We start from the raw sequence: 13808 nt of genomic DNA on the forward strand, positions 1-13808 counted from the left end.
TTTCCTTGTTTTAAATCTAAGGAGGTTATTAATTACGTGAGGTTTTTTGCTATTTTACGGATAGCGGCATCCAGAGATGCCTCTCCCAGATCCAACTGGGATACTGCTTCTGCGCCGCCGTCCTTTTTACGAACAAGAACGACGGAGAATTCCTGATCAAGCTTCAGGGACGACAGATCCAGTGCCGGGCTTGCCCGCAACGCCTCCATCGCTTCTTCCTGAAGCTCATGTGCCGGATGGCCAATAATACCACGTCTGCGTAGTCTTTCTTCGCGAACACAGCCTTTGATACCGCCGGGAAAATCATTTAAAAATTCTGCCAGATCATCAGAGGTAATCCCCTTATAGGCAGCATAGGACAGGGCCGATGCATATTCGGTTATGCGCGTTTTATCATAGTCCAGCCCAAACACTATCTTCAGAATAGGGGTGAACGGCGCACGGGCCTGCATCTTCAGCCCCTTTGCCTTCAACAGGTCTTTAAACTCTGCCGCATGGTCCTGCGCATACTGATACAGTTCCATCGCATGGGCCAGCAGTTCATAAAGGGCTATTCGCGACGCCGCATCAGACCGGCCCGCCTGTACATCCACCGTCTCTAGCCGACCAAGCAGGGCTGCAATACCGTCTGGCAGTGGGGCGCTGTCATCATCCGCCTGATCAGAAGGGGGGTCAAAAGCCACATCAGCCTCCCCGTCCGCAACACCCTCGGCATCAGAAGCAGTGTCAAAATCCTCCTCCGGATTGTCATCCATATCCGACGAAAAGCTTTCCGCGTCAGGTACCGCATCTGTCGGGGAAAGACCTGCATCCAGCACTTCATCACCAGTTAATTCAACAATACCGGCTTCGACCAGTGCCTCCAGGCTGAAGGCTTCTTCTTCAATGTGCTTGAAGTTGGTTACAATCAACAGAAACTGCACCCGGTCGCGAACACCCGTGAAAGGCAGGAAAATACCCCGGGACAACACACGGTTTTCCTCAAATTCAAACTCTGCTGGCTGATAGTCATCGGCTTCGGCATTCATTTGCGCGACCAGTTCGCGTGCAAATCCAGATTCAGGGAACATTGCCAGATCGGAAAAGCGCTCCACAGGCGCGTCTATCAGCTCGTTTACACGTTCACCAACATAGCGCACCAGAAATTTTCCCGGCGTGCTGACATCCAGTAGAAGACAATTGGGCTTGAAGGGTTCAAGTCCATCCGCGTTCAAATCTGCAAATTTAGGAAAAGGGTCATCGCCTTTCAGGCCAAGCCAGAAATCATAGGCCTTAATATGAAGGCGGCGCTCCAACCCAGTTGCCGCGCCATCGTCTTCAGAACCAGAAGTCTGTGTAAGCTCTTCTACAAGAGTGTCCGATTCTGTAATGTCCGTTTCATCCATGGCGAGAACCAATTATTGCACAGGCATCCCTGTTTCTTGCTTTCACTAGTTTAAAACACCAGTTGCACCATTTAGCAAGCAAGATCGTACCTTTTAAGACGACTATTATAGAGTAATAAAAAAATCCAATGCGTTAAAGAGACTAGCCCAGCGGTAAAACTGTCCAACCCGAAATTGCTCGAACCCGCTTGCCCTTATTGTATTTCTGGTCCAAAAATACAGAAAATATAAAAATGGAGAGGGAGTCCAGATACATGAATGAACCGAAGTGGAACAACCTGACACAGATGTTCTTTGCGCAGGCAAAGACTTTTGGTTCTGCGCCAATGCTTTTCGAAAAACGGGATGGAGCATGGCAATCCCTTTCCTGGGCTGACGTTGCAGAACAGGTTGCACGGTTGGCGGGCGGCCTGAAGTCCCTTGGCGTCACCAAAGGGGACCGCGTTGTTATCGTCAGTGAAAACCGGCCGGAATGGCTGATTAGTGACATGGCTATTATGGCGCTCGGTGCTATTTCTGTGCCGTCTTATACAACCTACACAACACGCGATTATGTGCATATTCTGGACAATAGCGGTGCCAAAGCAGCGATTGTGTCAACCCGGCAGCTGGCGTCCACTTTTCTTAAAGCCGCGCATCAGGCCGATGATCTGCAACATGTCATCACAATCGAAGACCCAAAACTTGAACAGCGCCTGAACGTCGAAGTTCATTCCTGGGAGAACGCAACCGCCCCCACCGAAACATCCGTTGAAACATTGTCCCATGATGCCGAAAGCGTGCTGCGCAGTGATATTGCCTGCCTGATTTATACAAGCGGTACTGGCGGTGCGCCCAAAGGGGTGAAAATCCACCACGGAGCAATCCTGCATAATGTTGAAGGGGCGCGGGAAGTACTGCGTCCGCTAGGGTTAAATAATAACGCTTTTCTGTCCTTCCTGCCTCTAAGCCATGCGTACGAGCATACAGCCGGCCAGTTTTTACCCATCTTTACCGGGGCATCCATCTGGTATGCAGAAGGTTTGGAAAAGCTGGCAACCAACATGGCGGAAGCCAAGCCAACAGTTATGGTCGTTGTACCGCGTCTGTTTGAATTATTGCGCACCCGTTTGGTACGTCAGGTCCAGCAGGAAGGTGGCCTGAAGGCCAAGCTGTTTGATACCTGCATCGCGCTAGGCACCAAACGGGCGATTGATCCGTCATCCCTGACAGTGGGCGAGAAAATAAAAAATGCCCTCCTGGATATTTCTGTTCGCAAACAGGTCCGCAAAAAATTTGGCGGCAGGGTTAAGGCGCTGGTCTCTGGCGGCGCGCCCTTGTCCCCAGATGTTGGATACTTTTTCGCGTCCCTTGGCCTGCCGCTTCTTCAGGGCTACGGCCAGACAGAATCCGGGCCGGTGGTGGCGGTAAATCCACCCGCAGCGCCAAAAATGCATACCGTCGGAAAACTGCTGGAAAATACCGAGGTGAAAATCGCAGAAGACGGCGAAATACTGGTACGCGGTGAACTGGTAATGCAGGGCTATTGGCAGGACGACACCACAACGGCGAAAACAATCATTGATGGCTGGTTGCATACCGGCGACATCGGCCGCCTGGATGAAGATAATTATCTGGAGATCACCGACCGTAAGAAAGACATCATCGTTAACGACAAGGGCGATAATGTCTCTCCCCAGCGAATTGAAGGATTGCTGGCGCTTGAAGATGAAATTGCCCAGGCAATGGTCTACGGCGATCGTCGCCCCCACCTGGTTGGCCTGATTGTGCCCGATGTTGAATGGCTGGCTGAATGGTCTAAAGCCAACAACAAACCACGCACACTAGCAGAATTGAAGGATGATCCTGATCTGCGCAAAGCACTGAATGCTGCGGTTACGCGGGTCAACAGCCGTCTGTCCAATCTGGAAAAGGTACGGAAGATTGCGATTGCCGACGAAGCATTTTCGGTTGAAAACGAGCAAATGACCCCAACCCTGAAAGTACGGCGCCACATCGTCAACAAGGTCTATGCAGACGCGCTCGAGGAGCTCTACTAGCTTTATTACCTACACAATCAAAAAGTGCTGGCCCAAAAGCCAGCACATGATTTTTCCTGATAAACTAGTCTACTGATCTGCAGAAACAGGGGAAACCTGATCTGTGATTGCACGGAATACCGCAATCGTTTCATCCAGATGGTTGCGGAAAGCAGGGTCTACGCTCGTCCGGGCAATGACAACACCTGCCTTTTCAGAAACCCAGATATACTGCCCCCAAATCCCCATGGCGATATATTCACCGTCATAATCCTTGGGCACCCACCACTGATATTGATACCCGCGATTGCCGCCCACATGCTCCGGCTCCAAATGCGGTTTGGACGGTCTGGTCGCACGCTTGACCCAGTCTTCGGAGATAAGCTGTTGCCCATTCCAGACACCGCCATTGATATAAAGCGATCCCAGTTTCGCATAGTCCCGAAGAACAGCGTTCAGGCAGCAAAAACCAATCGGTGTTCCGACACCGTCTGTGCTCCAGTAAGCGTCAGCTTCCATGCCCAGTGGCTTCCAGAGCTTTTCAGACAAATATTGTTCTACCGGCTTTCCTGTAACTTCGCGCAATATCCAGGACAAAATATGGGTATCACTGCTACGGTAATAAAAACGCTCACCGGGGTCTTCGAGCTTCTCATAGCCTGCCAAAATATCATCAAGGGAATCCCCCAAAAGCCATGTCCGGTACAGAACCTTCTGGGCATCAGAGAAATTAAAGGCCGTGTTGGACCCTGCCTCCCCATAACTTTCTGAAAAATCCACGCCGGACGACATTTGAAGCACATCTTCAATAGTGGCAGCACCATAAGCCGTCCCCACCAGGTCAGGTACATAGATTTCAACGCGGTCCTCGACCGACTGGATCAAACCATCTTCAATCGCCATACCAATCAGCGTTGATACAAAGGATTTCGCCACTGACCAGCTGGTATGTTTTGACGCGCGCGTTTCCCCCAGACGGTACATTTCATGGATGATAGTCCCGTCTTTGATAACCAGCAAACCAGTTGTCTGTGTTTTATCAAAAAAGCTGTTCAGCTTCTTGCTTTCACCATCATATGTATAGCTGTTACCAAGCGGTTGCATCGCCTCCGGATATTCAAAGACCGTATCGCCTTTCGGTACGGAAACATACGGATAAAGCGTATCCATATTGCGGAAATTTTCTACGCGCTTATCTGGCTCGAAGGTGCTGGCAAGTGTTGATGGCGGATAGTCTGACCACGGCTGAAAATAAAATACTACCAACCCCACAAACAAAACGATCAACGTTCCAAAACAATACTTAAAAAATCGGACCACTAGTTCTCTCCCCCTTCTAGACAATCCCATGCCATCAGTTTGCACACAAAAAAAGCCCCGGCAACATTTTTGTCCGGGGCTTGATGGGATAGATTATTCTCAGGTCATCAGGACACTGAGTGCATAACCCGCTGTGGGAAAGGGATCTCAATACCGTTTTTATCAAACTCTTCCTTCACGGTTTTGGTCGTGTCAAACTTCACACCCCAATAGTCACTGGTTGCACACCAGACACGCACCGTAATGTCAACGCTGCTATCGCCCAAATTGCCGACAACAATTACTGGCGCAGGATCATCAAATGTCCGCGCATCAGCTTTGAGCACATCGCCAATAACAGCCATTGCCTTGTTGATGTCATCCCCGTATCCAATGCCGAACACCATATCGACCCGGCGCGTGTCGTGATAATTGAAATTTTTAATCGATGCGCCCCAAACAGAGCTGTTCGGGATAATGATCCGAATATTGTCAGCCGTATCCATTTCAGTGGTGAAAAGATTGATTGCCTTGATAGTCCCCGAATGGCCGGCAGCATCAATGAATTGACCCACTTTGAACGGGCGAAACACCAACAGCATAACGCCGGACGCCAAATGTCCAAGAGTTCCCTGCAGAGCAAGACCAACAGCCAAGCCCATAGCACCAAGAACAGCAACAAAACTTGTCGTCTGGACGCCAAATTTTTCCAGTACAGCTACCAGTGTAAAACCAACAATCGCGTATTTAGCGGCACTCGCCAGAAACGTTCCAACCGTTGTGTCCATCTTTTCTGATTTCACAGAGGCGGCCATGATCCAATTTTTGACCTTGCCTGCGATCCAGAAGCCGATAATCAGAATGATAATCGCACCTACAACACTCATGCCGTAGTTTGTTACCGTTGCCATCACCAGATCCAGCATTTCCTGCATATTCTGCTGCATTTCTTCCTGCATCATTATTCTCCTGCCCGAACTTGTTATAAGCCCTTGTTTTGCATATGGGTACCGGGCAAATCTAACCTAATTGGTAAAGTCTGCACAAGGGAAATGATTAACGAATTGTAAATATTCACTTGCATACCTCTGGAACGCATTAAAGATCAGCATACCGAAAGGTCAAATTTCTTGTATCCCTCTGAATTGTTGCTACTGTATTTTTCCAGTGGAGAGGAACAAGGAGAGGCCAGCGTGAAATTCACCGAACAACATAATGCCATACGAGAAACCGTTGCCCGGTTCATTGATAATGAAATCAACCCCCATGTAGATGCGTGGGAAGAGGCAGGAATTTTCCCCGCTCATGAGGTTTTCAGAAAAATGGGAGAGCTTGGGTTACTGGGCATTACAAAACCGGAAGAGTATGGCGGACTGGGCCTGGATTATAGCTATCAGGTTGTCTTTTCCGAGGAACTGGGCCGTATTGGTGCGGGCGGTGTCGCCATGGCCATCGGTGTTCAGGTTGATATGGCAACCCCGGCGCTTGCAAAATACGGCAGCGACGCCCTGCGAGAGAAGTATCTAACCAAAGCCATTTCAGGTGAGGCCGTTTTCAGCATCGGCGTCAGTGAACCGCATGCCGGATCAGACGTGGCTCAGATCAAAACAACCGCCGTCAAAGACGGTGACGACTATGTCATCAACGGCACCAAAATGTGGATCACTAACTCCACGCAGGCCGACTATATCTGCCTGTTAGTAAATACCAGCGACGGCCCAGCCCACAAAAACAAGTCGCTAATTATCGTGCCAACAGATACCCCCGGAATCAGTTTTTCAGAGCGCCTGAATAAATTTGGTATGCGCTGCAGTGACACCGCACAGATTTTCTTTGATGATGTACGCGTTCCCCAATCAAACCTGATCGGCGATGAAGGTATGGGCTTCACCTATCAAATGCAGCAGTTCCAGGAAGAACGGCTGCACGCAGCAGCCGCTGCGATCAAGGGAATGGAATGCTCAGTCCAGTCCACCATTGAATATACCCGCGAGCGTATTGCTTTTGGCAAACCCCTTTTGGACAATCAGGTCATTCATTTTCGGCTTGCTGAACTTCAGACCGAAATCGAATGCTTGCGTGCCCTGACCTATGATGCCGTTGAAGGCTATATTAACGGCGAAGATGTCACCATGAAAGCGTCTATGGCCAAACTGAAGTCCGGTCGGCTGGCACGCACCGTACATGATGCCTGTATGCAATATTGGGGCGGGATGGGCTATATGTGGGACAATCCTGTCTCCCGGGCCTTTCGTGACAGTCGTCTTGGCTCCATCGGGGGCGGTGCCGACGAAGTCATGCTGGGGATTATTGCCAAAAAAATGGGAACCCTACCCCGCGGATAAGGCAAAGTGTGCAGAAAAATCAGGGCAGGATACTAGCAAGTCGCCTGCCCTCCAGTCTGCCAATTTCAGGAATGTCATTGCGGGACCATCCAATCCCTTCTATATCCTTGGGGGAGTGTAACAAGGATTTCCCCCATGACTGATATACCCCCATGCCCAAAATGTTCTTCCCCCTATGCGTACGAAGACGGCACATTACTGATCTGTCCTGAATGTGCGCACGAATGGGCGCCCGGCACGGACGCCGCAGAATCCGACGACGTCATCAAAGACTCGAACGGTAATGTTCTGCAGGACGGTGACACGGTAACGGTTATCAAGGATCTAAAAGTCAAAGGATCTTCCTCCGTTGTCAAAGTCGGCACGAAAGTGAAGAATATCCGACTGGTTGGCGGCGACCATGATATTGATTGTAAAATTGACGGCATAGGGGCAATGAAACTAAAGTCTGAGTTCGTCAAAAAAATCTAAACACCCGCAGGAGCTGGTTAGTGAAAACGTACGGCAAAGAGATACTGCAGGAAAAGCCCTTCTCGACTTTGTGGGCAGCATGGTCTGCCGCGCGTGAAAAAGGTGAGCTTATTCCGCCGCGTACAGCCCTGCGTCTTCAGGACCTTGCTGCTATCACCTCTGATCTGGCTGTCCTGCAAAGTGGTGGTGACGGCGAATTTTACTTTCAGTTGCAAGGCCAGGATATGGCTGACCGAATTCAGCGGACAGCAAAGGATGAAGCTATCTCGGACCTGATGGCACCTTCTGCACGCGATACCACCAATAAAATTCTGGCCGACATTATCGATACCCCACAAGGCGGGTTGGTGATCTTTGATGCGCATTATACATCGGGGAAACACTGTATAGTCGGGGTGCTGTATCTGCCGGTACTGGACCAAACAGGCATGGTCAGAAAACTTATAGGGGTCTATCACCCGCTTGAAATTCTCGGCTACAAGGCGCCAATTGCAAAAACCCGGTCTGGTGGTGAACTATTGATCTCGCACCCCATTGATATCACCCCGTAGATAAAAGAAGAGCGTTTGCGTGCCCGACCCATCCCCACCCCAGGAAACTGCTGATCTGGTCAAATTACGGCTTCGGTGCAGGGTATTATTGCTGGCGTCGATCGTGCCCCTGGCTATTTCCTGTTTTCATCTGTTTACAAACAGTGGCGCATGGCTTGAAAATGGCTGGATGCATCTGGCGCTGGCGTCGGGTATGATCCTGTGGGCGATCGCAGAAATTCACCGGATTACTTATGTCCTGCGAGCGGGTCGCTGGTTCTGGTGGTAAGAACACTATACTCTCCAAAACGACAAAAGCCTCCATGGCGGCAAATCGTTAAGTTGAAATACTGGACCTGATGACTATCACATAGTAATTTGAAAAGGCATCGGGGGGAGCCAATGTTTAGAAGCATTTTTAGAACATATAAACAATTCTATAGGTTTAACGGCAGAGCATCAGTGTATGAATACAAAGCTTATACACGTCAGATGTGGTTTCTATTAGCGCTGGCGTTTTTTGGGGTTGGATCATATTTGTATATGGGCGGCACTTTTAATAACAATCCAAGCGCTCCTTGGGTATTCTTTACACTCATGGTTTCAACCCAGATTGGATACCCTGCGCTTTGTGTCAGACGCCTTCATGATATAGGGCGGTCAGGATGGTGGATATTTGTTCCTCTAGTCAACTGGCTATGGATGACAATGCCATCACAAGATGGCGAGAACGATTATGGCCCACCATCGGGGGTATAAGCATTACTCTCTGAGAAGACCCACCGAGTATTTATACTCATTGGTCATCCTTCGAAAGTAGCCATTAATCGCGTCATTTTCTTCTCCCCCGTCAAACCTTTACGATTGATATTCAAGACAATGACAGCAAGATAAAATTGCATTGGGGGACATTAATGGGCACGTCAACGAACTTTCAGTTCAATGTGAACTCTGAGCCTAAACTTGGAAAGCGTTGTTGCTTTGCTAAGCTACTCACAAACCTATACGGCTAAGACACATTTACAGTTCAGAATTGACGACTGGATGCATCTGGCGCCGGTTCTGGTGGTAGCAACACCATACTTTCCAAAACGACAAAAGCCTCCACAGTGGGAGGCTTTGCTGTCATCTGGGTTTCCATATTAATGGAGCGGGCGATGAGATTCGAACTCACGACATTCACCTTGGCAAGGTGACGCTCTACCCCTGAGCTACGCCCGCTCTTCATTAATAAGGGGTGCAAGCAAGTGCGCTTGCGAGGCGGGATAATAGCTATACCTCTCCCCTTTGCAACATAATTTTTAAAAAATCTGCATTTTTTGCATAACCTTTTGTTTATTATTGTTTTTTTATGGATTTCCATGCCTCGTATTTCTTAGCAACGCCTTTGAAACGACGGAATCGGGTATCGGACACCGCCTCCGGCCAAGACCAGACAGGTCTTCCCGCCTGCAAACACCCGCGAACAGAGAATTTTACCGCGTTCAGGCATTTTCCCTTTAAAAACTGTAAAGATGCCTTATGTCTCTGAGTATATGAATGCTCCGCACGATGCGGTGCCGGCCTAATAACGATAGGCAAACCCTAAGTAAGAGAGACCGTATGTTAGACGCACCCGCCCTGATAAAAGATACCGATATCAAATCCTTTGCTGCGGATGTTATCGAAGAATCATCCAAACGACCTGTTATTGTCGACTTTTGGGCGGACTGGTGCGAACCCTGCAAACAATTGATGCCTGCCCTCGAGGCAGCTGTGACCGACGCTGGTGGTGCCGTCGCAATGGTGCGGGTCAATGCGGACACCAATCAGGCGCTATGTGGGCAAATGCGGGTACAAAGCCTGCCAACCGTCTATGCCTTTTGGCAGGGACAGCCTGTTGACGGCTTTCAGGGTGCTGTTCCCCCCAGCCAGATCAAGGACTTTATCAATCGGTTGATTGAAATGTCGGGCGGCGCGTCCGAAGGGGATAACCAGTTGGATGCAGCGCTGGATCAGGCAGAAGAAATGACCCAGGCCGGGCACGCAGAACAGGCAGCAGGGCTATACCAGCAAATCCTGCAAGTAGACCCCGCCAACTTGCGGGCACAAATCGGCCTTGCTGAAATTGCTGTTGCCAACAATCAGGCGGAAAGCGCCGCCGCAATACTGGAAAGCCTCAAGGGTGCAGAATTAGGCGATGATGAAGCCGGAAAAGCCCTGAAAGGTCGCATAGAGCGTCTGGAAACCGCGCTTGAAATGGCCAAAGAAACAGAAGGTGCCGGTGACGTGGCCGAACTGCAGGCCAGAATCGACAAAGACCCTATGGATCTGGATGCCAGATTTGAACTGTCTATCGCGTATCAGGCAAAAGGCGACATGAACGGCGCCGCCGAATCCCTGTTGGCCATTATTATGCGGGACGGTGAATGGAACGACAAAGCAGCCAATGACCGTCTTTTGAAGCTCTTTGAACTGAAAGGGCCAACAGATCCCTTTACCCTGAAATATCGCAGGCGGCTTTCGTCCCTGCTGTTCAGCTAACTGACCATGTTTACGCCAGATACATTACCGTCTGTTATTCCGGTGTTTCCGCTGACCGGCGTCATATTGATGCCAGGCAATAGATTACCGCTGAATATCTTTGAGCCCAGATATCTGGCAATGGTCGGGGACGCAGCCAAAGGAAACCGGTTGATCGGCATGATACAGCCGAAAACCGTTGAAGACCGAGACAGCCGCCCTGACCTGCACGGTGTTGGGTGTCTGGGCTATATCGAAGAACTGGAAACAACATCAGACGGACGCTTTCTGATTGCGCTGAAAGGGCTATGCCGCTTTCAAATTCTGACAGAACTTGATGCCACAACACAGTACCGGCAGGTACAGGTTGATTATTCCGATTTCAGGCATGATCTGGCGTCTGAAAACACGGCCCCTGAGGAAGAAAGCACCATATCCGCTGACAAAAAGCGCCGACTCCTTGCAGATATTCAGGAACTGCTGATTTCAAACGGGGTGAAACCTGATCAAGACGTTCTGAAAGACAGTGATGACCTGTTACTGATCAACACGCTCGCGATGCGCAGTCCGTTTTCACCGCTTGAAAAGCAAGCGCTACTGGAAGCCAGAACAACTGCCGAGCGCGGTGACATTCTGCTATCCCTTATTGAAATGTTATTAAAGTCAGATATGGTGCTTGCCAACGACAACGGTCCGCCGTCCCCAAACAGCGGCCCTACCGTCAATTAACAAACCGTCTCCATGAAATACAGGAAACACGATGTCCACCACTGAGCAGAAAAAAAGCGCGACCGACCCCAAGCTTTTGGAAATTCTGGTTTGTCCCGTGACCAAAGACCGCCTGGATTATGACCGGGAAAAACAGGAACTGGTGAGCAAAAAAGCAGGCCTGGCCTTCCCGATCAAAGACGGCATCCCCATTCTGCTGGAAGATGAAGCAAGACAGCTTGATTAAGCAAACGCCTTATCCAGCATGGGGCCAAGGGGCCGACCTGCAAGAATATGGATATGCAGGTGTGGTACTTCCTGATGGCTATTGGGGCCAGCGTTGGCAATCGTACGATACCCGGCATCAGTGACCCCCAAATCATCTGCCACCTTGCCCACAGCACGCATAAAGCCCGCAATCAGTTCCGCTGGTGCGTTCCGGGTAAAGTCTGCCATTGAAATATATTCACCCTTCGGGATAACCAGTGCATGCACCGGGGCCTGAGGATTAATATCATGAAAGGCAAGAGAGAATTCATCTTCGTAAATCTTGTTACACGGGATTTCACCACGAAGGATTTTCGCAAAAATATTCTCTGGATCGTATGTCATGAAACGCTGCTTTCCTTATAAAATTCCTAGACTACAATCGCACCCTATTTGGTTCGGGTAGGAATTTGAAGATGAAAATGAAATACTGCTGCATCACACTGCTAGTATTGGCAAGTCTAACAACTATGCCCATTCCCCTATATGCCACGGAGGCCATCATGAAAACCGCTACCGGAAGTTTTGAAATAACGATGACCCCACAGAAGGGTGACGCCTATGATGCCGGCCGCTTTAGTTTTGACAAAAGCTTCGTTGGAGAGTTCTCCGGCACCGGTCGGGGTCAGATGCTAAGTCACAGAACCACAACAGAGGGGTCAGCTGGCTATGTGGCTATCGAGACACTGACAGGCACACTTAAGGGCAAAGAGGGCAGCTTCACCCTGCAGCATTACGGCATGATGCATAACGGCGCGCAGGAACAGACAATCAGTATTATTCCAAACTCAGGATCAGGTGACCTTGTCGGCATTGAGGGTACCCTTGCCATCAAAATTGAAAACGGTCGTCACTATTATACGCTGACATACCAGCTTCCAGACGCCCCCTGATACTGTATCCCTGACGAAAAACCCGCCAGAAAATAATCCCGGCGGGTTTTAGTATCTAATACTTGGTGAACTACCCTTACAGAATGAACTTGCTAAGGTCCGTTTCGCCAGACAATTCACCCATATTGGTTTTAACAAAGTCTGCGTCTACCTTAATGGCTTCGCCCGATCTGTCACTGGCGGTGAAGGACACTTCCTCCAGCACCTTTTCCAGAACCGTATGCAACCGGCGTGCACCAATATTTTCCACAGTTTCATTGAAAAAGGCTGAAATACGAGCAATCTCAGCGATGCCGTCCTCTGTGAATTCAAGGTTCAATCCTTCTGTTGCCATCAGGGCCACATACTGTCGAATCAGACTGTAATCCGGCTCTGTCAGAATACGCTTGAAGTCTTCTTCCGTCAGATCGCGCAGCTCCACACGGATCGGTAAACGACCCTGCAGTTCCGGCAACAAGTCAGACGGTTTCGCCAGATGAAAGGCGCCAGACGCGATAAACAGGATATGGTCCGTCTTCACAGCCCCATATTTGGTGGAGACGGTCGTCCCTTCAATCAGTGGCAGCAAGTCACGCTGCACCCCTTCCCGGGACACATCCCCACCACGGGCATCCTGACGCGCACAGATTTTGTCAACTTCATCCAGAAAAACAATGCCGCTTTCTTCAACCAGGGACAAGGCATCACGCGTGGAAGCTTCTTCATCGACAAGCTTGTCTGCCTCTTCCCCCATCAAAATATCGTAGGCATCTGCAACGGTCATTTTCTTTTTAACCGTCTTCCCGCCCATGGCTTTGCCAAACATGTCACCGATATTCAGCATACCAACGCTCGCGCCTGGCATACCGGGAATTTCAAACTGCGGAAAACCATTCGAATTGTCTTCGATCTCAATATCGATTTCTTTGTCTGCCAGCTCGCCTTCCCGCAGCATCTTACGAAACTTCTGGCGGGTTGCGTCCCCGGCACCGTCGCCGACCAAGGCATCAAGCACACGGTCTTCGGCGTTCAATTCTGCCTTTGCCTTTACCTCATTCCGGCGCTTGTCTTTGATCATCAGAATAGCGCTTTCCACAAGGTCACGGATGATTTGTTCCACATCCCGGCCAACATATCCGACTTCGGTAAATTTTGTTGCCTCAACTTTAATGAAGGGGGCTTCTGCCAACTTTGCCAGTCGGCGGGAAATTTCAGTTTTACCAACGCCGGTAGGTCCAATCATCAGGATATTCTTGGGCAGCACTTCTTCGCGCATATCGCCTTCAATCTGCTGACGCCGCCACCGGTTACGCAGCGCAACCGCTACGGCGCGTTTGGCATCTTTCTGGCCGATAATAAACCGGTCAAGTTCAGAGACAATTTCACGGGGGGAAAAAGATGTCATACTCTG

Annotated in this window: 16 protein-coding genes and 1 tRNA gene; 10 read left to right on the plus strand and 7 right to left on the minus strand. The window is 49.9% G+C overall.

All coding sequences use genetic code 11. The features are described from left to right. Window positions 1–32: 32 nt before the first annotated feature. Window positions 33–1385 carry a PAS domain-containing protein gene (locus IE181_RS03255; protein ID WP_191250111.1) on the minus strand — a complete coding sequence of 451 codons (1353 nt, stop codon included), beginning with the start codon at window positions 1383–1385 and terminating at the stop codon, window positions 33–35. 254 nt (window positions 1386–1639) lie between these two features. On the opposite strand from IE181_RS03255, the gene IE181_RS03260 reads away from it, so the two are divergent. Further along, window positions 1640–3424: an AMP-dependent synthetase/ligase gene (locus IE181_RS03260; protein WP_191250112.1), complete on the plus strand. Its 1785-nt coding sequence runs from the start codon at window positions 1640–1642 to the stop codon at window positions 3422–3424. Between the two features lie 69 nt (window positions 3425–3493). Here the strand turns inward: IE181_RS03260 and IE181_RS03265 are convergent, their stop codons facing one another. Further along, on the minus strand, window positions 3494–4723 hold the full coding sequence (locus tag IE181_RS03265) for a serine hydrolase domain-containing protein (RefSeq protein WP_191250113.1): 1230 nt from the start codon (window positions 4721–4723) through the stop codon (window positions 3494–3496). 107 nt (window positions 4724–4830) lie between these two features. After that, entirely contained in the window at window positions 4831–5661 is an 831-nt protein-coding gene (locus tag IE181_RS03270) for a mechanosensitive ion channel family protein (protein ID WP_229819120.1), read from the minus strand. Window positions 5662–5895: 234 nt separating this feature from the next. On the opposite strand from IE181_RS03270, the gene IE181_RS03275 reads away from it, so the two are divergent. From IE181_RS03275 to IE181_RS14740, 5 genes are all read left to right on the plus strand, one after another. Further along, a complete protein-coding gene (locus tag IE181_RS03275) occupies window positions 5896–7047 on the plus strand; it encodes an acyl-CoA dehydrogenase family protein (RefSeq protein ID WP_191250114.1) in 1152 nt (383 codons plus the stop codon). A gap of 135 nt (window positions 7048–7182) precedes the next feature. Further along, on the plus strand, window positions 7183–7518 hold the full coding sequence (locus tag IE181_RS03280) for a zinc ribbon domain-containing protein YjdM (RefSeq protein WP_191250115.1): 336 nt from the start codon (window positions 7183–7185) through the stop codon (window positions 7516–7518). A 20-nt stretch (window positions 7519–7538) separates the two neighbouring features. Then, on the plus strand, window positions 7539–8069 hold the full coding sequence (locus IE181_RS03285; RefSeq protein WP_191250116.1) for a PAS domain-containing protein: 531 nt from the start codon (window positions 7539–7541) through the stop codon (window positions 8067–8069). 19 nt (window positions 8070–8088) lie between these two features. Beyond that, the gene (locus IE181_RS03290; protein ID WP_191250117.1) at window positions 8089–8337 is read left to right on the plus strand and encodes a hypothetical protein; all 249 of its coding nucleotides are present in this window, start codon (window positions 8089–8091) and stop codon (window positions 8335–8337) included. 113 nt (window positions 8338–8450) lie between these two features. Then, window positions 8451–8807 carry a DUF805 domain-containing protein gene (locus IE181_RS14740; protein ID WP_191250118.1) on the plus strand — a complete coding sequence of 119 codons (357 nt, stop codon included), beginning with the start codon at window positions 8451–8453 and terminating at the stop codon, window positions 8805–8807. Between the two features lie 268 nt (window positions 8808–9075). Here the strand turns inward: IE181_RS14740 and IE181_RS03300 are convergent, their stop codons facing one another. Both IE181_RS03300 and IE181_RS03305 read right to left on the minus strand, forming a co-directional pair. Then, on the minus strand, window positions 9076–9222 hold the full coding sequence (locus IE181_RS03300) for a hypothetical protein (protein WP_191250119.1): 147 nt from the start codon (window positions 9220–9222) through the stop codon (window positions 9076–9078). Then, window positions 9195–9269 (minus strand) — tRNA-Gly (locus IE181_RS03305). The genes IE181_RS03300 and IE181_RS03305 overlap by 28 nt, the downstream gene beginning before the upstream one ends. A gap of 381 nt (window positions 9270–9650) precedes the next feature. On the opposite strand from IE181_RS03305, the gene IE181_RS03310 reads away from it, so the two are divergent. From IE181_RS03310 to IE181_RS03320, 3 genes are read left to right on the plus strand one after another with little or no spacing between them, the layout of a single operon-like run. Beyond that, the gene (locus IE181_RS03310; RefSeq protein ID WP_191250120.1) at window positions 9651–10571 is read left to right on the plus strand and encodes a tetratricopeptide repeat protein; all 921 of its coding nucleotides are present in this window, start codon (window positions 9651–9653) and stop codon (window positions 10569–10571) included. A 6-nt stretch (window positions 10572–10577) separates the two neighbouring features. Next, a complete protein-coding gene (locus tag IE181_RS03315) occupies window positions 10578–11279 on the plus strand; it encodes an LON peptidase substrate-binding domain-containing protein (protein WP_191250121.1) in 702 nt (233 codons plus the stop codon). A gap of 31 nt (window positions 11280–11310) precedes the next feature. After that, entirely contained in the window at window positions 11311–11505 is a 195-nt protein-coding gene (locus IE181_RS03320; RefSeq protein ID WP_191250122.1) for a Trm112 family protein, read from the plus strand. Here the strand turns inward: IE181_RS03320 and IE181_RS03325 are convergent. Then, the gene (locus tag IE181_RS03325; RefSeq protein WP_191250123.1) at window positions 11502–11870 is read right to left on the minus strand and encodes a histidine triad nucleotide-binding protein; all 369 of its coding nucleotides are present in this window, start codon (window positions 11868–11870) and stop codon (window positions 11502–11504) included. The genes IE181_RS03320 and IE181_RS03325 overlap by 4 nt on opposite strands. Window positions 11871–12028: 158 nt before the next feature. On the opposite strand from IE181_RS03325, the gene IE181_RS03330 reads away from it, so the two are divergent. Then, the gene (locus tag IE181_RS03330) at window positions 12029–12418 is read left to right on the plus strand and encodes a DUF3224 domain-containing protein (protein WP_191250124.1); all 390 of its coding nucleotides are present in this window, start codon (window positions 12029–12031) and stop codon (window positions 12416–12418) included. Window positions 12419–12494: 76 nt separating this feature from the next. Here the strand turns inward: IE181_RS03330 and hslU are convergent, their stop codons facing one another. Further along, entirely contained in the window at window positions 12495–13802 is a 1308-nt protein-coding gene (gene hslU, locus IE181_RS03335) for an ATP-dependent protease ATPase subunit HslU (RefSeq protein ID WP_191250125.1), read from the minus strand. Between the last annotated feature and the right edge of the window lie 6 nt (window positions 13803–13808).

Origin of the sequence: Kordiimonas sediminis (genome assembly GCF_014656395.1) — a bacterium.
GTDB lineage: Bacteria > Pseudomonadota > Alphaproteobacteria > Sphingomonadales > Kordiimonadaceae > Kordiimonas_A > Kordiimonas_A sediminis.